Source organism: Hymenobacter sp. DG25A, assembly GCF_001280305.1.
Taxonomy (GTDB): domain Bacteria; phylum Bacteroidota; class Bacteroidia; order Cytophagales; family Hymenobacteraceae; genus Hymenobacter.
The window spans coordinates 2,651,839-2,671,304 of sequence record NZ_CP012623.1 but is presented as its reverse complement, the minus strand read 5'-3'; the positions used below and the strand labels follow the sequence as shown (position 1 = coordinate 2,671,304).

The following is a 19,466-nucleotide window of genomic DNA, read 5'->3' as shown; positions in this document are numbered from 1 at the left end:
CTCTTCTTACCTCCACTGTTACTCTACTCGGCATGGCTTCTTCTTTTAAGCAAAAGCGTACTTCCTTACACGAACACAAACAGCTGCGGCAGGAGCGCTATGAATTGCTGCAGCAGCTCACCGATTGGCTGGAGACGCCTATGGTGGTGCTGGGGTTTGGCTGGCTGGTGCTGCTGGGCGTAGAGCTTATCTGGGGGTTATCTGCGGAGCTGGAGCTGCTGAGCACCATTATCTGGATAATCTTTATCCTGGATTTTCTGCTGAAGCTGCTGCTGGCGCCCGCCAGGCGGGCCTTTCTGAAAGCCAACATTATTACCATGATTTCCCTGCTGGTGCCTGCCGTGCGGGTGCTGCGGCTGGCCCGCGTGCTACGTCTGGCGCGGGCTGCCCGGGGCCTGCGGCTGGTGAAGGTGGTGGGCTCCCTAAACCGGGGCATGAAGGCGCTGGCGGCCAGTTTTGGGCGGCGGGGGCTGGGCTACGTCCTGGGCCTCACGGGCGTGGTGGTGCTGGTAGGCGCGGCGGGCATGTTTGCGTTTGAAAACAAGGAGCCCGGTGGCCTGCAAAGCTACTCCCAGGCACTCTGGTGGACGGCTATGCTCCTCACCAGCATGGGTAGCGACTACTGGCCCCGCACGGCGGAGGGGCAAACGCTGTGCTTGCTGCTGGCACTGTACGGGTTTGCCGTTTTTGGCTATTTCACGGCCACACTGGCCACCTTTTTCATGGGCCGGGAGGCCAATAGTGAGGAAGGGGAGCTGGCAGGGGCCGCCCAAGTGGCCGCCCTGCACGATGAGCTCCGGCAGCTCCGGCATGAACTCAGTACCCGGCAGAAGGACAGTCCAAACCATTAATACCGGGCAGTAAACGGCGGGTATTGCCGCTGACTATAGTGTGGCGGGAGGCGAGAGCTGCCGCAGCAGGGTATACAGCATATGGTAGACTTCGCGCAGTTGCTCGGGTTCTACCAGGGCCGTATCCTTGGAAAAGGTGAGGTACACTTCGGCGTCGGCATCGTGCGAGGCCGGCGCCAGCGTGAGGCGGAATTCCTGGTAGCGCAGCAGCGTCTGGCGCACGGCGGGGTCGGGGAGCAGCAGGCGGCGCAGGGCATCCGTATCGTTGGTGGTGATGATGAAGGCGGCGTCCAGCTCCGGGTCGCCCAGCTCCACATCCGTCAGGCCCAGAAACTTGCCTATTTCATGCACCCAGTCCTGCTCGTGCAGGGCAAAGCGCAGGGACGTATGGTTGGGCACCAGGGCCGTAAACGTGGTGGTTTCATAGCCGCCCTCAAAGCCGCCGCCCAAGTCAATATCCACGTCCAGCTCTATGTGGTAGCCGTTCTGAATGAGCTGGGCGTTGTATTCCAGCAAGCCTTCTTCCAGCTTGATATCAGCCGCCACCTGTTGCCACAGAGCGTCTTCGGTTTCGGCAGAAAAGGTATGGACGGTGTTCATGTGGTGAAGGGAATAGTCAGGGAGAAGAATTGGGTGTATGGTGTATTACTGGCTGGCGCACTCAGAGGTTTCTTCCATCAAAACCCAGGGCTAATCGGCCAGCAACTGCCGCTCCCGCAACCAGTCAAAAATCAGCTGATCCACGGCCGAAACCAACGGCCGGTGTTGGTAAGTAAGCCACACTATTTCTGCTATTTCCGCGGCCGGCTGCAGCTCTCCGCTATACTGGGCGCTGTAGCAGGTCATTTGCACCCGAATGCCCGCCGGGTGGCCGTGGGCGGGTGCCTCAAAAGTGCCCTGGTATACCAGGCTGGCGGGTTCCAGCTGCACGGTCAGCTCTTCCCGAATTTCGCGCAGCAGCGTTTGCTCGTCGGTTTCGCCGGCTTCGCGCTTGCCGCCGGGAATGTAGTACCGGTCTTTGCCGTGGCTGCGGGTGCTCAGCAGCCGGCCTTCGTGCAGATGGAGCCAGGCAATCTTATCAATCAGTGTCATGGAGGGGTATTGAAATAGGAGCGGTGGGTTGGCAATTTCGCTTAAACTGATCAGCGGAGAGCAACCTGCTGCTTCCGCCGCCGCTCCTAGGCCGGCAAATACCGCAACTCCCGGCCAAAACCGCGTACAAGGACGCTCCCACCACTGGCCCCTTCCTGATGCCCACTTACCACATTGGCTGCTCCGGCTTTTCCTACCGCGACTGGAAAGGCGTGTTCTACCCGCCCGAAATACCGCCGCGCAAGTGGTTTGAATACTACTGCACCCAGTTTAACACCGTGGAGCTGAACGTGACGTTCTACAAAATGCCGGAGCTGGGCTTCCTGGAAAAGCTCTACGACCAGAGCCCGCCCGGCTTTCAGTTTGCCGTGAAAGCCCCGCGCCTGGTAACGCACTACAAAAAGTTTAACGCCGAGGCCGAGCCGGTGCTGCAGGATTTCTACGGCACCATTCAGGAAGGCCTGCGCGATAAGCTGGGTCCGGTGCTCTTCCAGCTACCGCCCAAGGCCGCGTATACCGAGGAGCTGATGGCCCGCCTGCTCCACTGCCTGGACCCCGCCTTTACCAACGTGGTGGAGTTCCGCCACCTGAGCTGGTGGGAAGGGGAGGTGTACCGCGAGCTGGCCCGCCACCGCATTGCCTTTGTAGGGCAGAGTCACCCCATGCCCCTGCCCGATGAAGTAGTAGCCAATACCGACGTGCTGTACTACCGTTTTCACGGGGTGCCGGAGCTCTATAAAACGCCTTATGACGAGGCTTTCCTGCAGCGCATTGCCCACGAAATACAAGCGGCCAAACACGTTAAGCAGGTGTACCTCTATTTCAATAACGGCATGGGCGGCGCGGCGGTAGGCAATGCCCGCCAGATGCAGCAACTGCTGGGCTAGCTTAGTTTGAGTAGCTTGTTTTCTATTGCCTGGCAGGGCGGGAAAATGGCGGTAATAAACGCTACTTTTCCACTCTCTTCGGTTGCTCCGTTTTACTCTTCCATTTCTCTGTAAGCAAGATGACAAAAGCTTTTTTAGGTCGGCTGCTGGTGCTGCTGGTGCTGGTTTTGCCGGAGTTGGCCCTGGCCCAGGCTATTCAAAAGATAAACCCCACCAACTGGTGGGTAGGCATGAAGCGGCCTAATGTGCAGCTGCTGGTGTATGGCCCCCAGGCTGGCACGCTCACGTACACTATTACTTATCCCGGGGTGAAGCTGGTGAAAACCAACACCGTGGAAAACCCTAATTACGCCTTCCTAGACCTCACCATTGCGGCCTCGGCCAAGCCCGGCACCGTGCGGATTGTGGGCAAAAAAGGCAGCCAGACGGTTACCAAAACCTGGGAGCTGAAAGCCCGCGACAATTCCCCCAAAGGACAGGGCGTCACCCAGGCCGATTTCATCTACCTGGCCATGCCCGACCGGTTTGCCAACGGCGACCCCGGCAACGACAAATTCGCCGACCTGCGCGACCCCAACCACGACCGGAATAACCCCTTCTTCCGCCACGGCGGCGACCTGCAGGGTGCCGCCCAGCACCTTCCTTACCTCAAAGACCTCGGCGTTACGGCTATCTGGTTTACGCCCGTCCTCGAGAACAACCAGCCGCTCACCAACGAGGGCGGCACCATGCGCGCCTCCTACCACGGCTACGGCTTCACGGACCAGTATAACGTTGACCGACGCTTGGGCGGCAACGAGGCCTACAAATCCTTCGTGCAGAAAGCCCACGCCGCTGGTATGAAAGTGGTGCAGGATGCCGTGTACAACCACGTAGGCAACACCCACTGGATTCTGCAGGACCTGCCCATGAAAAGCTGGCTGCACCAGTGGCCCACCTACACCAATACCTCCTACCGTCAGCAGCCCATCACCGACCCGCACGCTTCTCAGATTGATAAGAAAGTAACGCTGGATGGCTGGTTTGTGCCTTTCCTGCCCGACCTCAATCAGCAGAACCCCTACGTGGCCAACTACCTGATTCAGCACGCCATCTGGTCGGTGGAGAACTTTGGGGTAGATGCCTGGCGCATTGATACCTACATGTACAACGACCAGCCGTTTATGAACCGCTGCAACGCGGCCCTGCTCACGGAATATCCACGCATCCACATCTTCGGCGAGTCGTCGGTGAATAACGTGGTGGACCAGTCGTACTACGTGCGGAACAACATCAACTTCCCCTTCAAATCCAACCAGCCCGGCGGGCTTGATTTCGTGCTGGAAGGCGCCATGGTAGAGGGGCTGAAGCACGAGGGCACCGCCCAGCGCATGTATGAGGCGCTGGCCCAGGATGCCGTGTACCAGGACCCCACCAAGCTGGTCACGTTCCTGGATAACCACGACCATGACCGGTACCTGTCAGTAATAGGCGAGGATTTCGACAAGTACAAAATGGGCCTCACCTGGCTGCTCACCACCCGGGGCATTCCCAGCATGTACTACGGCACCGAAATCCTGATGAAGAACTTCAAGAACCCCACCGATGCCGAAGTGCGCAAGGACTTCCCCGGCGGCTGGCCCGGCGACAAGGAAGACAAGTTTACGGCGGCCGGCCGCACAGCCCAGGAAAATGCGGCCTTTCAGTTTGTGCGCACCCTGGCTACCTACCGCAAAACGCATCCTGCGTTGCACTCCGGTAAGCTGATGCAGTACCTGCTGCAGGACAACCTCTACGTGTACTTCCGCTACGATGCCAACGGCACCGTGATGGTGGCCACCAACCCCACCGATAAGGTGGCGACGCTGCCTACCGCCCGCTTTATTGAGCGCACCAAAGGCTTCACCAAAGCCCGCAACGTGCTGACCAACGAAACCATCAACGATATTTCCACCCTGCAGCTGCCCGCCAAAACCGCCTTGGTGCTGGAGCTGCAGAAGTAGAACTTCCTTACCGGCTAACGCATGCGCAGACCTCTCTGCCTTCCCTCTACTTTTAACCGGCTGCTGCTGCTGGGCTGCCTGCTGCTGAGTTTGCGCGGGCAGGCCCAGCAGGCTTCGCCCCGGCAGCTGTATCCCGGCCTGTTTGAGGCCGTGCAGCTGGGCCACGTATTTCCCGATAATAAAACCTTCGTGGATGCCGTGGCCCGGGAGCAACCGGAAGTCGTACTGCGCGCTTACCAGCAGCAAAAAGACCAGCCGGGCTTCGATCTGAAGGCTTTCGTCGCCACGCATTTCATTGCCCCCGCTGAGGTAGGAGGGAGCTATAAAAGCCAGGTTTCGGCCGGTATCTGTCACCATATTGACACGCTCTGGGCGGTGCTGCAGCGGCAGCCGGATGCGGGCACGCAGTTCTCGTCCTTGCTGCCTTTGCCGCGCCCGTACATTGTGCCCGGCGGACGCTTCCGGGAGGTGTATTACTGGGACTCTTACTTTACGATGCTGGGTTTGCAGCAAAGCCACCGCACCCTGGTTATCCGGGATATGGTGGACAACTTTGCCTACCTGATAGACCACTACGGCTTCATCCCCAACGGTAACCGCACTTACTACCTCACCCGCTCGCAGCCGCCCTTTTTTGCCCTGATGGTAAACCTGCTGGCTGAGGAAGAAGGCCGGGCTACACTGGTGCGCTATCAGCCCCAGCTGCTCCGAGAATACGCCTTCTGGATGGGCGGCGTCGACTCCCTCTGGCAGCCCGGCAGCACCCACCGTATGGTAGTAAAAATGCCTGGCGGCGAAGTGCTCAACCGCTACTGGGACAGCAGCCAGCAACCCCGGGAAGAATCCTACGCCGAAGATGTAGCGGCCGCCCGGCAAAGCACCCAGCCGCCCGCCGCGTTCTATCAGAACGTGCGCGCGGCCGCCGCTTCCGGCTGGGACTTCAGCACCCGCTGGTTTGGCCCCGATGGGCAGCTGGGCTCCATCCAAACCCTGGACATGGTGCCGGTCGATTTAAACAGCCTGCTGTATCACTTGGAAACCACACTGGCCCGCACCTATCAGCTGCAAAACAACACCGCGCAGGCCTTGGTATTTAGCGCGAAAGCCCAACGCCGCAAAAAGGCGTTGCTGGCGTATTGCTGGGATAAAAAAGCCGGCTGGTTTCAGGACTATAACCTGCGGCTGCGGCAGCGCTCCACGGTGCCCACGCTGGCTGGCGTGTATCCGCTGGCGTTCGGGCTGGCCTCTTCCGGCCAGGCGAAAAAGGTAGCAGCTGTATTGCGGGAGAAGTTTCTGAAAGAAGGCGGCCTGGTGACCACGCTCAGCCAAAGCGGCCAGCAGTGGGATGCGCCCAATGCCTGGGCTCCGCTGCAATGGCTGGCTATTGATGGCCTGGAGCGCTACCACCAATCAAAGCTGGCGCGCACCATAGCCACCCGCTGGGTGCATCTCAACGTGAGCGTATTTCAGCAAACCGGCAAGCTGATGGAGAAATACAACGTACTGGATACGCAGCTGAAAGCCGGCGGCGGCGAGTACCCGCTGCAGGATGGCTTCGGCTGGACCAACGGTGTGCTGCTCAGGCTCATGAACCGCTACCAGCTGGAAGGCGCCGAAACCGGAAAATAGCCGGCAACGGCTATAATGGAAAAACAAAGATGCCCCTGGCGGCAGCACCAATCAGTGCTGCCGCCAGGGGCATCTTTATGTTGCAGAAAGGCTGCTTACTTCTTGCCTTGCATGCGCTTCAGCTCCTGATACGTTTTCTGCGACTGGGCATACTGGCGCTCTACGGCCTGCCGGAGGCTGCCCGAGAGGGAGCCGCTGTGCAGGGCATCCTGGTAGGCTTTAATAGCCCACTCTTCGCCATAGATGTTGGAGCCCAGAATGGCTTCTTCATCAAAGCCGGTGAGGGCCGCTTCCGTGTCCATCCAGCCCCGGTAGAGCTTGCCTTTGATGGTGGTGCCGGTTTCCCGCTCGTCGCCCTGACGGCGCAGGTAGTCGTTCAGCTCGTTAGCAAACTGCTGACTCTGGCTTACCAGCTGCTTGTAGTAGCCGGTGCGCTGTGGGTCCTTGCTTTCGGCGGCAGCCCGCTGGTAGCCTTCTACCCGGTCGTTTACGAACAGCAGCAGCTCGTGCAGCGTGTCGGTAGTATCGGTAGCGGCGTGGCCATAAGAAGTGCCTTTGGCGCCATTACCCGTCTTGGAGCTGCTGCGGGCCAGGTAGCCCACGCCCAAAGCCAGCAAAGCACCGCCCACCAGTTTCTGGGTGGTGGTCAGCTGGTTGAAGCGGCTCACGGCCTTATTGCCGATGCCCTGCACCGACTCGGGCAAACGCCCAATCAAATCCGACACATTGCCCTGACCCAGCCACTGGCTGGCTTGGTTGAGCAATGTGTTATCAGTAGCACCGGTGCCGCCAGTAGAGGTACGGCTGCCAGTGGTTGAGGAAGAAGAGGCGGAGCCGGTATAACCTGGCTGGTTAGGTTGCTGTGGTTGATTCATGGCTAGAATGTGATAAAGGGGTAAAAAATAGTAACAAAAACGTGCTAAGGCTTACGGGTTTTTCCTCAACGGGTTGAATAGAATTATCAGTAGCGGCTTTTATACTTCCCTTGGCCTTACATAATAGTCACCTGCTATACTGCCAGCTTGCCCCCAGGTTCTTCGGGACCGGGAGTAATAACCGGGGAGCTTAAAAGCGAGGCTGAATGGAAAAACCAGCAGATGAAATATGCTATAACTTACTTATATTGAGATGACAACACAGTAACGTTGGGAACTACTATGGCTATTACGAGAAGAAGAATTGGCCTCAGCGAGCGAATGAACCGGATTCCCTGGTGGGCTTACATTCTGCTGATTCCCGGCTTTTACCTGTTTGGTTGGGTATTGCACCTGCTGGGCGTTATTCCAGGCCAGTAGGGGCGTAGCCGGTTTTCCGGGGCATAAGCAAAGCGCTGGTACCGCAGAAGTGCTGTGCCCGGGCTTTCTATGGTTTTTGCCCGGCTGAAGGAGCCGGGTCAGTCGGTAGTAACCTGCTCCCTGCGCCTACGTTAGCAGGCAGCATGAGCCGTGCATTTACCAAAGAAGATGATTCGCTGGAGGCGCCCATTATCCCGCCCCGGCCGGCGTTGCCCGCCGGCACGCCCAACTATGTAACGCCGCAAGGCCTGGAGCAGCTCCGCGAGGAGCTGCAAACCCTGGAAGCGGAGCGCACCCAGGCCGAGGCCAACCGCGAAAACGAAGCCGACCGCACCCGCCGCCTCACCGTGCTCAACGGCCGCTTGGGCGCCCTGCAGGAGCGTATTGCCAGTGCCAAAGTAGTAGACCCCCGCACCCAGCCCGCCGATGAAGTCCGCTTTGGGGCCACCGTAACGTTGCGCACCCGCAGTGGCGGCAAGCCTGGTACGGAGCGTCACTTTACCATTGTGGGCGTAGACGAAGCCTCCATTGCGGAAGGCAAAGTAGCCTTTGTAGCGCCCATTGCCCGGGCAGTAGTAGGTGCCCGCCTCGGGCAGGCCGTGTCATTGCGCCTGGGGCCGCAGGAAGAAATTGTGGAGGTAGCCGCTATCAGCTACCAGGCAGAGTAGGCTCCGCAAGCACTAAGCAGGCGTTTGAGCAAGCCTCAATAACAGATAGAGTTAAATGCACAAGGCACGGTGGCCGGGGCTGCCTGTCGTAGCAGTAGGTGCCAATCCAGGCTGAACCATCAACTGGGCAGCCGGGCTGTTACAGCGAATAATTTATCTGAAAAGGCTCCGTGGTTACTATACGCACATTTTTGAGCGCGGCAAATCGGTTGTTCGGGTTGTCTTCCACCAGCCACTCGTGTTGCAACTCGGCTATCATTGGCTCGCCTTCGGAGGAAATCCCCTGCCAGTCTAATATAAACGAAGCCGAAAATGTACTATCCGCATTGGCCTGCACGGTCAGGTCCCGGATGTGGTGGCTGCTGTAACTAATACGCACAGGCAGGGCCCCGATCCAGGCCTGCACCTGCTCCCAGTTGGAAAGATGCCCGGCGGTAGCCGTGTACAACTCAAACTCCGGTGTATACAGCTCCCGCATCCTGGAAGCATCTCCATTGTGGGTTTCCATGCAATACAGCCAGTAATGCAACAGAGAAGATACCCGATTGACGGGGTAAGCATCCTCAAATGCTACGGGCTCTACATTGCCCGTGGGCGTAAGCTTTATGGAAGTGAAAACCGGAAGCTCATCCGGAATTAGTGCCAGCCGGGCATCGTACTGCAGGTTGTAGCTGTGTCGGTTGCCATCGGGCCGGATGTTCTGGAAGAGCACATGCCCCACCAACTCCAACGTATCAGGGGTGAGGGGCTTAACAGCAGCGAATTGTACGTGGTGTGCCGTCTTCCAGCCATCATATAAAGCCAGCCGTTCCAGAAAAGCGGCATGCCCTTTAAAAGCGCCATTCACAGATTGTATTTCTACGTCATCAGCTAACAGGGCAAGGGCATGCTGCCGGCGCTCATCCGTCAGTGGGCGCTCATACAACTGGAACCAGCGGTAGAATTGCGCCAGGGCCAGATGGCTTTGCTCGATTTCTAGAAAGGAATTAGGTTTCATCCGGCAGAATCAAGGAGGTGAGGTGGGTTTATGCTAAGGCTGGGTGGGGAGCGGCTAAATGGTGCCAGAAGGTAAGAATTAGTTTTTCTACTATAGAACGGAATTCCGATTTCGATCGAACGAGCTAGGCGGTAACCCCCATAACTGGCGTTTTATGGCCTGGGTAAAAATAACGAACACCCCAGCGGGAGTGTCTGGAGTGTTCGGGTAAATAGTACAATACCTAGTCTTTGCGGGTGTAGTGCTTGTAGCGCACGGGGTCTTTTTTCTTGTCCTTTTTCTTGCCGATGATGCTCCCGGCGGCGGCCCCGGCTACGGTGCCGACTACAGCTCCTTTTTTACCGCCGACTACAGCGCCCGTAACGGCCCCGGCGCCGGCACCAATAACGGCACCCTTCGCTTTTTTACTCCAGTGCTTTTTGGGCTTGGTTTGCGCCACGGCACTGGTCAGGTTGCTGCCCAGCAGAAAAAAAGCTAGCAGCAGGGTGAAAATGAATTTGAAAGATTTCATGGCAGATTCGCAGTTAGGAAAAAAGTGTAAACAGCTAATCCTGTGTATGCTAAAACGTAAATCCGGGGCGAGGGGTTGTAGAGGAGGTATAGGAAAAGATGCCGCCTTAAATCAAAAAAGCCTCCCCAAGGGGAGGCTTTTTTGGCAAAGTGTTAAGTAGGGTTTTAGTGGTTGATGGGCGCCTCAATGAGAATAAACCGGCTTTCTGCCGGGCACTCAATGGAAACGTTATCCGTATCCCACAGCCCAATACTATCCCGCTTTTCAATGGTCTGGCCGTTCACCGTCAGCTGCCCATCTATCACAAACACAAACACGGCCTTGTTCAGCGGGTTTAGCGAGTACTCTACCGTGTTACCAGCCTCAAAATAGCCCAGAGAAAGTCGCGCGTTCTGGTTAATCCAGCAGTGCGCGGTGCCTTCCTCATTGCTGACAATGGTAACCAGCTGGTTGCGGCGCTTTTCCTCCGGAAACTGCCGGCGCTGGTAGCGGGGCGTGGTGTTCTGCAGCTTGGGCTCAATCCAGATCTGCAGGAAGTTCACCTCCTCGTCGCCCACGTTGTGCTCCTCGTGGCGCAGGCCGCTGCCGGCACTCATAATCTGCACGCCGCCGGGCTCAATCACCTCCGAATACCCCATGCTATCCTTGTGGTTCATGCGCCCACTCAGCAGCACCGATATGATTTCCATGTTGCTGTGCGCGTGCAGGCCAAAGCCGCCCCCGCGCTGCACAAAGTCGTCGTTGAAGACCCGCAGCAGCCCAAAGCCGCTGCGCTCGGGGTTGTGGTAGCTGCTGAAGGAGAAGGAAAAGTTGCTCTGCAGCCAGCCAATGTCTTTCAGGCCCCGGTCGGCGGCGCGGATAATGCGGTAGTTCATAGTGGAAAGGGGTAGAGGACCAGTAGAACGCTAGGGCCCGACTTTGTCGCGCCCTAGCGTTCTACCTTAAGCTGGCTGGTGGATTATCACGCTTACAAATGCTCGTGAAAGGCAATTTCATTTATCCCTTTGCGCTGGCGCGCAGCCTTTTCGCGACTCAGGAAAGGTTCGTCCAGCTGCTCGGCCTCACCCAAGTAGCCCAAGGCAATAAATACCACGGGCTGCAGCGTGTCGGGCAGGTTAAAGGCCGCTTTGGTTTTGGCCGCGTCGAAACCACCCATCAGGTGGCCATGCAAGCCCAGGGCAGTGGCTTCCAGCAGCAGGTTGGCGTTGGCGGCGCCCAAATCGTGCAGGGCTACGGTGTTGGGGCTGCCATTTTCATACTGCGTCTCGGCCAGAGCCAGAATCAGGACCGGGGCGTTTTTGGCCCAAGGCTGGTTGCCGGGCAGCAGGCAGTCTACCATTTTCTGGAAGGTTTCCTGGTCGGCGTGGTGGGCGTAGATGTAGCGCCAGGGTTGCGCATTCATGGCGCTGGCAGCCCAGGAGGCCGCTTCAAATAGCTGGCCCATGGTTTCCGGGGCCACGGGGTAGCTGGCAAAGGAGCGGGGGCTCCAGCGCTTGCGAATCAGCTCATGAACCGGATAGGTGGTGGTGGCAACTTTCATATCGAGAGGAAAAATGGCTTCGGGCATCGGCCCAAAACCGGAAAAACGTGGCGGTAGCCCGCCATCAGGAAAGAGAAAAGGCAGAATGGGCCTTTAGAAAGACATGGGTACGTCCATCAGCAACAGTTGGGTGTTGCTGTCGGCGGTAATCTGCAGCTTGTCCGTCTCCCATATGCCCAGCCCGTCGCGGCGCTGCAGGGGCTGTCCGTTCACGGTAGCGCTGCCTTCCAGCACGAATACATAAACGCCGTTTTCGGGGCGCTTAATGGTGTATTCCGTGTTTTGGCCGGCATCAAAGTCACCCAGCTGAAACCAGGCATCCTGGTGAATCCACACGCCGGCATCATCCGCGGAGGGCGACACAATCTGCTGGAACTGGTTGTGGCGGTCTGCGGGGCGGAAGGTCTGCTGATCGTAGCGCGGCGTTACGTTGCGCTTGTTGGGGAATACCCAGATCTGCAGAAACTTAACTTCCTCGCTGGTGCTATGGTTTTTCTCGCTGTGTGCAATGCCGGTGCCGGCACTCATCACCTGCACATCCCCGTTCCGGATAACGGCCTGGCGGCCGGTGCTGTCCTGGTGCTCCAGGTCGCCGGAAAGCGGAATGCTGATGATTTCCATGTTATCATGCGGGTGACGGCCAAATCCCATGCCCGCCGACACGGTATCATCATTCAGCACGCGCAGCGCCCCAAAATGCACTCGGTCGGGGTTCTGGTAGCCGCCAAAGCTGAACGTGTGGTAAGAGTTAAGCCAACCGTGGCTGGCGTGGCCGCGGGTAGAAGCCGCGTGGAAAACCGTTTTCATGTTGATGCAGGTTAAAATCAGCCCACAAACATAGTTGTTTATGGTTGATATATGTACATACATCAATTGTGATAATAATGTTTCCGATTGGGGTAGAAGTGTTGTGCGCAAGAGGCCGTCATGTCGAGCTTGTCGAGACATCTCGCGTAGGGTCGTTGCCATAGCAATTGTCATCCTGAGCTTGCGAAGGACCTTATCACGCCAGCACGACCATCGTAATAACGACTAGTGCTAATGGGAGAAGATCCTTCCTTTGTCAGCATGACAGGTGAAGTGGGTGTGATTTCTCTACGAGCCCGACATAACAGCCTTACTATGTCTTAAATGAATTATCTATCTGGTAAATGCGCATAGAAGCGTAATTTTCGCTTCGCCATGAGCCAGAGTCCTCCTCCCGTTGTATCGCGCCTGGCGCCCACGCCCAGCGGCTATCTGCATCTGGGCAATGCCGTCAACTTTGTGCTGACGTGGCTTCTGGTGCGCCGCGCCCACGGCACACTGCACCTGCGCATCGATGACCTGGACCGCGCCCGCCTGCGCCCGGCCTACCTGGAAAATATCTTCCGCACCATAGCGTGGCTAGGCCTCGACTACGACCACGGCCCCAGCGGCCCCGATGACTTTGAGCGGCATTACTCTCAGCAGCATCGGTTAGCCGAATACCAGCAGCTGCTAGACCAGCTACGCGCCGTACCCGGCTTGCTCTACGCCTGCCGCTGCTCCCGCGCCGATATCCTGCGTGCCACGCCCCACGGCCTGTATGCCGGCACCTGCCGCCCGCAGCAAGTGCCTTTTGATACCCCCGAAACCGCCTGGCGCGCCCATGTGCCCAAGGCGTTGCGCGTGCAATTTCCGGACCTCTGGCAGGGGTCAGTAACAGTGCCGCTGGCCGCCGAACTGGGTGATTTGGTGGTGCGCAAAAAAGACGGCACCGCCGCCTACCAGATTGGCTCCCTAGTCGATGATGTGCGCCTGGACACTAACCTCATTGTGCGCGGCCTCGATTTACTGCCTAGCACCGCTGCCCAGCTGTGGCTGGCGGCGCAATTGCCAACCACGCGCCCTTTTCTTAGCACGCAGTTCGTGCATCATCCGCTGCTGCCGGCTGCCGGTGGCCAGAAGCTATCCAAGTCGCAGCAGCAGGAGCTGGATAGAGGAATTATGGGTGAAGCGGCCAGCCCCCAGCCCGTGTATGCGGCCGTGGCCCGGCTGCTGGGGCTGCCGGAAGCGGCCGGGCACTCATTAGAAGCCTTGCGGGGGGCATTTGAGGTGTCGGGCCTGTTGCTGCTATCAGGCGCTGCAGGGAATGCGCAAATCCAGGAACACCAGCCGCCAGGTACCGTCGGCTGACTTGGCGAAGTGGAATTTGAAGCTGAAGCGGGTTTGCAGGATAGTATGTGTAGCACGGGCCTGCGCCGCTTTTCCTTCGGCGGCAGTGCCGCCCTGCACAGTACCATAAGGCCATAAATCCATGCGGCGAAAATCGGCCGCTGTGCTCACGAAGCAGCCATCCCGCGTAAAGCCCGAGGTAGAATCGGTTTGCATGCCACAGTCAAACTTGGGAAGTGCCGTAACCGGAACAGGGGTGGAGCAGGCCATCAGCTGCTGATCCAGCGAGAATAAGGGCAGATTCTGGTAGTTTCGGTGGAAGTCGCGCACGTGGGCTACGTGCGTTACCAACGGCATAGCACCGGGCTGCTCCAGCACCCAAAGCCCCACGGCGGGGTCCAAGAGGCGCTGCAGGGCCAGCGTATCGTGCGCCCGGATGGCACGGTCGAACTGCTGCCAGGCGGCCAGCAGGGTGGTGTCAGGCAGGGGAGAAGTCGCGGCCTCTGGTCCCGCAGCCACCGAATCCGTAGCGGTAGTGGGCGGCGGAGGCGCAATGGTGGAACTGCTTGGCTCCGAGTGGCAAGCCGCCAGCAGAAAAGCTGCGCTCAGTATCTCTGTCAGAAGTAAATGAATGCGGCCCATAGCAACCGGGTTAGCGTAGCTCCTTTTTAAATTCCTCGGCCCAATAATCGGCCAGGCGGGTAGGCTCGGGGAGCTTGTAGCCGCGCAGGCATGCCAGCGTAAGGCGCGTGGCCGTGGCCTGGTCGCAGCGGTGGCCGGGACTCAAAAACAGCGGATTTACATTGTCCTTACTGCGGATGACTTCGCCTAACAGCTCACCGCTTTTATCGGTGAGCGGTGAAATACTGCCTTTGGTGCTATCCGGCTCGGTATAGGTGCCGGTGAGCTTTTGTTTGGCCACTCCGAAGGTGGGTTTATTCAGCAACACGCCCAAGTGCGCGGCAATGCCCATGCGGCGCGGGTGCGCAATGCCGTGGCCATCTACCATAATCACATCGGGTTTCTGGTGCAGCTTGGCATAGGCCAGCAGCAGGTTGGGCGCTTCGCGGAAGGAAAGGAAACCGGGCACGTAGGGCATTTCCACCACCTCCGTATTCCAGGCTTTTTCCACCACCTCCAACGACGGATATTTCAAGAGCACAAACACTGAGAGAATGGTGGTAGGGGTGGGAAAAGAGGAGTCGCAGCCGGCAATGAACTGGGGCTCCTGGGCTAGGGGCTCCAGGCGCACCTGGGCGCGCATTGTTTCCTGCAGCTTGGTCAGGTCCCGGACAATCAGAGGATCAACGGGCGGATGGGCGGGGCGGTAATAGGCCATAGGGATAGAGAATAGTTGCCCTGTTATACGACGAACGGGCCGGTGGTTGTGTAACCACCGGCCCGTTCGGGTTGAAAGCATAGTTGCTAAGCTGTGGTAGGTACGTTAGCTGTCCGGGGAATTTCCTGGCGCTTGCCGGTCTGCTCAAAGCGTCCGATAAGCCATTTGCCGGCCTGCATCCCCGGCTTCTCAATCAGGTAATAAGTAAGGGTGGCTACTATCGTTGCCAACAGCAAGAGCAGCATGTAGCGAAGTGCGTAGTTGAGTACGGCTCCTTTCTCGTCGGCTACCGTCGTCAGGTCCATAATACCCCAGTATTGCATAGCATGCAGCACGGCAAAGTGCGTGAGATACAGGCTGTAGCTGATGCGGCCAATATATTCGGTAGCGCCGTTTACCAGCCAGCGGGTGGGCAAGTGGGCCAGGGCATAAGCCAGCATCACAAACGCAACCCCAAAAATCAGGTAGGAGGGTACCAGATTACCCAGTAGCAGGCTGGCAAGCAACAGCGCGGTTCCTATCAGCAGCGCCGCTGGCCGGAAGGCAAGGGAGTTGCCTTCTGGCGGCGGGCTTAACAGAAAAAACAGCACAATGCCCATCGCAAATACCGGTAGCTGCGTGGGGAAGGCCATAAAGAGGAAGTTCTTCCAAAGTTCGACATTCCCGATCAGCGGCCTGTCTGCCAGCACTACATTAAAGACAACGGCCCCCGCCAGTGTGAAGCCCAGCAGCCATAAGGCTCTTTTACCGGTGGTGACTACCCGAAATAACACGGGAACGAACACGTAAAACAGCATTTCTACCGCAATGGACCAGCCTCCCGGTACAATGCTATTAATCCAATAGGGATTAACGCCGTTGGTGAAGGTAGCGGTGGCTACAATGCCGGCCAGGGTAATGCCCGGAGCATCGCCCAGCCAATAGCGTGGCCCCCAACCATCCTGCCACAGGTAGTAGAGGACAGCGCAATAAAACAGTGGCGCAATGCGGAAAAAACGCCTTAGGAAAAAGTTGAGGGTAGCAAAACGCTCGGCCTTGCTGCGACCACTCATGGATAAAAACAGCGTCAGCGCACTCATTATATAGAATAATTGTACGCCCCGTGCGCCATAAACAGCCGCCACGGCTAGTGGGCTATGAGCTGGAAGTGTGGTGCCAAATTCAGCACAGTGTACCGCCAGCACCGCCAGCACAGCTGCCCCACGTAGCGCATCGATATACGCATATTTCTTAGTCTCCATAAGTGTATGTGCTGATACTGACTAGCGTATTAAACAGCGTAGAAGGTTTAGATGAGAAAGTAATTATTATTGTATAATTTTATAATAAATTTTGATATAACTAATATAAAATAAAATCTGATTTGCGCCATACTAGTATAAAAGACCACTAATTGACTTTAGCCTTGCCTTTTAGTATCACATAGCATTCAAGGAGCCCTTGTTCCTGGCCTCGAAGGACAGAGGTAGCCGCTTTGTTAGAATAGGGTGGAACAACTTTAGGAACTGACTGCCTTGGTAGCACTGCCAATGCTCACCGCTTCTTTGTCTGCGGCTTGTTCTGTGCGCAGACTAACCCCATTTGCATTGGTTGCGTTAGGGTATAGCTACTACTATCCTAAGCAATACCCCGCACTCTATGGAAAAATCAGAACAGCCTGCCGCAGTGGGTAGTGGTCCTTTATTGGAGCGCCGGTACTATGTAGATATTGAAGGCGCTACGCTGGCGGCGGATGAGCTGCTTCGCCGCGTGCAGTGCGACGTGCCCTATTTCTCGCCCGACTTACTGGCGGAGTTTGAAAAGCGAAAGGGCGCTTCTGACTGCCTGCAGAAGGGCGACGAATTTTCCATCAAAATTCTGGGTCCCTGGAACGGCACGGTGCGCGTCACGCGCATTGAAAAGACCTATTTTGAGTTTGTTACGCTGGAAGGCCACCCGGAGGCCGGCCGCATCCGGTTTTCGGTGCGCCGCAAGGCGGGTGGGAAACTGCGCTTTGAAATTCACTCTTGGGCCCGCTCCCGCGATGGCCTCGTGTCCTTTGCCTACGATACGCTGGGGGTGGGCAAGCGCGTGCAGGAAAATACCTGGCGCATTTTCTGCGAGCGGGTAGCCGAGGCCAGCGGCGGCCAGGCCCTGGGTCCGGTTACCATTGAAACCATCAACCACGACCATGCCAAGCACGACGTTAAACAGGGCTGAAGCACCGCCGCTCTGGGAACAGTATCGGCCCCGGCTGGAAGCCTACGAGAAGGCGAAAGTCAACTTCGACCTGACCGCTACCAATGAATACACCGCCGAAAACGGCTGGCGCGTGGATGACTACGAAATAGAACTGCCGCCCGAAACGCCCGGACCACCCGTCCTTAATGGCAGTTGGGAAGCTGCCCGCGAGGTGCTGCGCCGCTACTCCTTCCCACCTCCTGGCCTCATAACCGGCATTTTTGTGCCCGATCAGCCACTGGAAAAGCGCCTGATGGTGCTGCGGGGGCGCTTCCTTTTTTTTACCTTCTGGTTTGGCGTGCGAATTGGGGGCGTAACTGATGAAAAGCGGACTTCTCCGGAGGGCGAGGAGCAGGTGTGGGGCTACAACTACCGCACACTGGAAGGCCATTTTGAGCGCGGGCAGATTGACTTCACCGTGCACAAGTTTCTGACTACCGGCCGTGTGGTATTTCGCATTCATGCCTTTTCGCAGGTGGGCAAAATCAGCAACCCGTTTTACTGGTTAGGCTTTAAGCTGTTTGGGCGCATGCTGCAGCGCCGCTTCGCTCATCAGTCTATGCAGCGGCTGCATGCCCAGGTAGAAGAAATGCTGCGCACCGGCCACACCGCGCCTCCCGCGGCAGCGGCCCCGCCCGTAGAAGCCGCCGAAACCAGCAAAGGCGCCCAGGCACAATTGAAGAAGGCGCAATGAGTAGCCAGCTATTTTAGCTGCTGCCCATCCATTATTTCCTGCTTTAGCTGCTGCAGAATTGCTGCATCGGGGCCGGTGAGCAGGTAAATACGGGCACCATATTCCCGGGCCAGCGGCTCGGCTACGGTGCCGGTTTGCTGCACGCGGGCAAAATGCCGGGCATCTTCCGCCGAAAGGGCATCATTGGACACCAGTATGATGGCCTTGATTTGGTGCAGGTCCGGAAACCAGTACACGTAATCGGCATTGACGGAAACGGCCGGCGGGAGCCGGTGAAGGGCGTAGTAATTGAGCGCACCGGTTTGCCCGTAATTGTCGCAGAGCACCAGCGTGTGTTGGCGCAGGGAATCAGGCAGCAGCTGATACGCCTGTTCGGCCTTGGTTGCCATTTCGCGCCAGCCCAGCATATCGGCAAAATCCTGGGGCAGGGCATGGTCGCGGCCATCTTCCCAGCGGAGTAAACCCATTGCCCGGTACCGCTCGCCTTTTTGCTGAATGGCCTGGGGCGGCCGGTTGGGAAAGGCTATCAGCAGCATGGGTATAAACAAGGCAGCTATAACCGCCACTAATACCGGCCGCACGTAGCGCCAGGGCCCGGCGCGCAACACATGCTCCAGGTAAACGGCCCCAATGGCCAGCAGCACCGGGTACAGCCCCACGGCATAATAGCCCTTGGCGCGCAGGTACGTGAACAGCGCCAGCGTAAACAGCACGCTCCAGCCCACAAACCGATAGGGTTTCAAAGGAGCATAGCGCCACAGGCCCACAAAAGCAGCCACCAGCACAAACAGGCTATTCAAAAAGAACAGCAGCTGCTCCTTCAGAAAACCGGCGCGCTCTACGTGTACCAGCTGGGTTTTTTGCAGCTCGTTCATGTGCCACACTACCGGGAAGCTGTGCTGTATTTGCCAGAGCAGGTTGGGCAGAAATATCAGCAGCGCCAAGCCCAGCGCCAGATAGGTAGCCCGGTGGCCAAACACCCGGTTTCGATGCTCAGACAGCAACAGGGCCGGCAGCATACCCGCCGCCCAGAATAATACATTGTATTTATTCAGCATGCCCAGGCCCAGCACTATGCCCAAGGCCAGCATCCAGCCGGCGCGCCGGGTATTCAGGTACCGAATCAGGCAGTAATAAGCGGCCGTCCAGGCCAGAATATCAAAGGAGTTAGGCTGAAACAGCAGGTTCAGGCGCAGGAGCGCCGAAAGTAGCACGGCCGTAGCGGCCAGCAGTTTGGCGTAGAGGCCGCCCCATAGCTCATGCACCAATGCCCACACCAGGGCCAGCGTAAGCGCCCCGAACAGCGCCGGGAAGAAATGTACCCAGAACTCCCCGTTGCCCAGCGCCTGCACCAACCACGCTACCCAGGAGGTAAGCGGCGGCAGGGAGATATAGCCCCAGGCCAAGTGGTTTGCCTGGTCGAGGTGCAGGTATTCGTCGCGGTGGAGCTGGTAGGTTGGGTGAATGAGCAGGTACTGGCCCAGCAGCTTGAGAAAGAAAAAAGCCAGGAGCCAGCCTCCGTAAAACCGGCGGGCAGGTGCATAAAGTGCAGACATAGAGGAAACGTAGAATTCCTCAAAAATAGGGAAAGCACAATATGAGCGGCCCCCGCCTCAACTTTCCTT

General features: G+C 57.7%; 21 protein-coding genes. 9 read left to right on the top strand and 12 right to left on the bottom strand.

All coding sequences use genetic code 11. The annotated features are described in order from the left end of the window. Positions 1–32 precede the first annotated feature (32 nt). A complete protein-coding gene (locus AM218_RS11440; RefSeq protein ID WP_054413983.1) occupies positions 33–851 on the top strand; it encodes an ion transporter in 819 nt (272 codons plus the stop codon). Positions 852–884: 33 nt separating this feature from the next. On the opposite strand, the gene AM218_RS11435 is transcribed toward AM218_RS11440, so the two are convergent. After that, positions 885–1,451: a hypothetical protein gene (locus tag AM218_RS11435; protein WP_054413982.1), complete on the bottom strand. Its 567-nt coding sequence runs from the start codon at positions 1,449–1,451 to the stop codon at positions 885–887. 90 nt (positions 1,452–1,541) lie between these two features. Beyond that, positions 1,542–1,943: an NUDIX hydrolase gene (locus tag AM218_RS11430; RefSeq protein WP_054413981.1), complete on the bottom strand. Its 402-nt coding sequence runs from the start codon at positions 1,941–1,943 to the stop codon at positions 1,542–1,544. 158 nt (positions 1,944–2,101) lie between these two features. Here AM218_RS11430 and AM218_RS11425 point away from each other — a divergent pair, with 158 nt between their 5' ends. The 3 genes from AM218_RS11425 to treF all read left to right on the top strand — a co-directional run bounded on the left by AM218_RS11425 (position 2,102) and on the right by treF (position 6,441). Beyond that, a complete protein-coding gene (locus AM218_RS11425; RefSeq protein WP_054413980.1) occupies positions 2,102–2,830 on the top strand; it encodes a DUF72 domain-containing protein in 729 nt (242 codons plus the stop codon). 119 nt (positions 2,831–2,949) lie between these two features. After that, positions 2,950–4,812, top strand: a complete 1,863-nt coding sequence (locus tag AM218_RS11420; RefSeq protein WP_054413979.1) for a glycoside hydrolase family 13 protein — start codon at positions 2,950–2,952, stop codon at positions 4,810–4,812. Positions 4,813–4,833: 21 nt separating this feature from the next. Further along, positions 4,834–6,441 carry an alpha,alpha-trehalase TreF gene (treF, locus tag AM218_RS11415; RefSeq protein WP_054413978.1) on the top strand — a complete coding sequence of 536 codons (1,608 nt, stop codon included), beginning with the start codon at positions 4,834–4,836 and terminating at the stop codon, positions 6,439–6,441. A 95-nt stretch (positions 6,442–6,536) separates the two neighbouring features. On the opposite strand, the gene AM218_RS16585 is transcribed toward treF, so the two are convergent. Further along, positions 6,537–7,316, bottom strand: coding sequence for a ferritin-like domain-containing protein (locus AM218_RS16585; RefSeq protein ID WP_082318195.1), 780 nt, complete (start codon positions 7,314–7,316; stop codon positions 6,537–6,539). Positions 7,317–7,598: 282 nt separating this feature from the next. Here AM218_RS16585 and AM218_RS16825 point away from each other — a divergent pair, with 282 nt between their 5' ends. Together AM218_RS16825 and AM218_RS11405 are read left to right on the top strand one after the other, a co-directional pair. Continuing rightward, positions 7,599–7,736, top strand: a complete 138-nt coding sequence (locus tag AM218_RS16825; RefSeq protein ID WP_157547639.1) for a hypothetical protein — start codon at positions 7,599–7,601, stop codon at positions 7,734–7,736. 143 nt (positions 7,737–7,879) lie between these two features. Beyond that, entirely contained in the window at positions 7,880–8,404 is a 525-nt protein-coding gene (locus AM218_RS11405; RefSeq protein WP_054413976.1) for a GreA/GreB family elongation factor, read from the top strand. Positions 8,405–8,543: 139 nt separating this feature from the next. Here AM218_RS11405 and AM218_RS11400 read toward each other — a convergent pair whose 3' ends face one another. The 5 genes from AM218_RS11400 to AM218_RS11380 all read right to left on the bottom strand — a co-directional run bounded on the left by AM218_RS11400 (position 8,544) and on the right by AM218_RS11380 (position 12,259). Continuing rightward, complete coding sequence (locus AM218_RS11400; RefSeq protein ID WP_054413975.1) at positions 8,544–9,401, bottom strand: hypothetical protein; 858 nt, start codon at positions 9,399–9,401, stop codon at positions 8,544–8,546. Positions 9,402–9,624: 223 nt separating this feature from the next. Then, entirely contained in the window at positions 9,625–9,912 is a 288-nt protein-coding gene (locus tag AM218_RS11395; RefSeq protein WP_054413974.1) for a YMGG-like glycine zipper-containing protein, read from the bottom strand. 164 nt (positions 9,913–10,076) lie between these two features. Further along, positions 10,077–10,787 carry a pirin family protein gene (locus AM218_RS11390; protein WP_054413973.1) on the bottom strand — a complete coding sequence of 237 codons (711 nt, stop codon included), beginning with the start codon at positions 10,785–10,787 and terminating at the stop codon, positions 10,077–10,079. Positions 10,788–10,879: 92 nt separating this feature from the next. After that, positions 10,880–11,452, bottom strand: coding sequence for a nitroreductase family protein (locus AM218_RS11385; RefSeq protein WP_071843902.1), 573 nt, complete (start codon positions 11,450–11,452; stop codon positions 10,880–10,882). A 93-nt stretch (positions 11,453–11,545) separates the two neighbouring features. Then, entirely contained in the window at positions 11,546–12,259 is a 714-nt protein-coding gene (locus AM218_RS11380; protein WP_054413971.1) for a pirin family protein, read from the bottom strand. Positions 12,260–12,634: 375 nt separating this feature from the next. Between AM218_RS11380 and AM218_RS11375 the strand changes: the two genes are divergently transcribed. Beyond that, positions 12,635–13,609: a glutamate--tRNA ligase family protein gene (locus AM218_RS11375; protein WP_054413970.1), complete on the top strand. Its 975-nt coding sequence runs from the start codon at positions 12,635–12,637 to the stop codon at positions 13,607–13,609. On the opposite strand, the gene AM218_RS11370 is transcribed toward AM218_RS11375, so the two are convergent. The 3 genes from AM218_RS11370 to AM218_RS11360 all read right to left on the bottom strand — a co-directional run bounded on the left by AM218_RS11370 (position 13,550) and on the right by AM218_RS11360 (position 16,168). After that, positions 13,550–14,230 (bottom strand): hypothetical protein, encoded by a 681-nt coding sequence (locus tag AM218_RS11370; protein ID WP_054413969.1) that lies wholly within the window; start codon positions 14,228–14,230, stop codon positions 13,550–13,552. The two genes, AM218_RS11375 and AM218_RS11370, sit on opposite strands and share 60 nt — an antisense overlap. Positions 14,231–14,240: 10 nt before the next feature. After that, positions 14,241–14,927, bottom strand: coding sequence for a deoxyribonuclease V (nfi, locus tag AM218_RS11365; RefSeq protein ID WP_054413968.1), 687 nt, complete (start codon positions 14,925–14,927; stop codon positions 14,241–14,243). 86 nt (positions 14,928–15,013) lie between these two features. After that, positions 15,014–16,168 (bottom strand): acyltransferase family protein, encoded by a 1,155-nt coding sequence (locus tag AM218_RS11360; RefSeq protein WP_071843770.1) that lies wholly within the window; start codon positions 16,166–16,168, stop codon positions 15,014–15,016. Between the two features lie 397 nt (positions 16,169–16,565). Here AM218_RS11360 and AM218_RS11355 point away from each other — a divergent pair, with 397 nt between their 5' ends. Together AM218_RS11355 and AM218_RS11350 are read left to right on the top strand one after the other, a co-directional pair. Further along, entirely contained in the window at positions 16,566–17,126 is a 561-nt protein-coding gene (locus AM218_RS11355) for a DUF1990 family protein (RefSeq protein WP_054413966.1), read from the top strand. Next, positions 17,098–17,841, top strand: a complete 744-nt coding sequence (locus tag AM218_RS11350; protein ID WP_054413965.1) for a DUF1990 domain-containing protein — start codon at positions 17,098–17,100, stop codon at positions 17,839–17,841. The genes AM218_RS11355 and AM218_RS11350 overlap by 29 nt, the downstream gene beginning before the upstream one ends. A gap of 8 nt (positions 17,842–17,849) precedes the next feature. On the opposite strand, the gene AM218_RS11345 is transcribed toward AM218_RS11350, so the two are convergent. Then, the gene (locus tag AM218_RS11345; RefSeq protein WP_054413964.1) at positions 17,850–19,397 is read right to left on the bottom strand and encodes a glycosyltransferase family 39 protein; all 1,548 of its coding nucleotides are present in this window, start codon (positions 19,395–19,397) and stop codon (positions 17,850–17,852) included. Positions 19,398–19,466 lie beyond the last annotated feature (69 nt).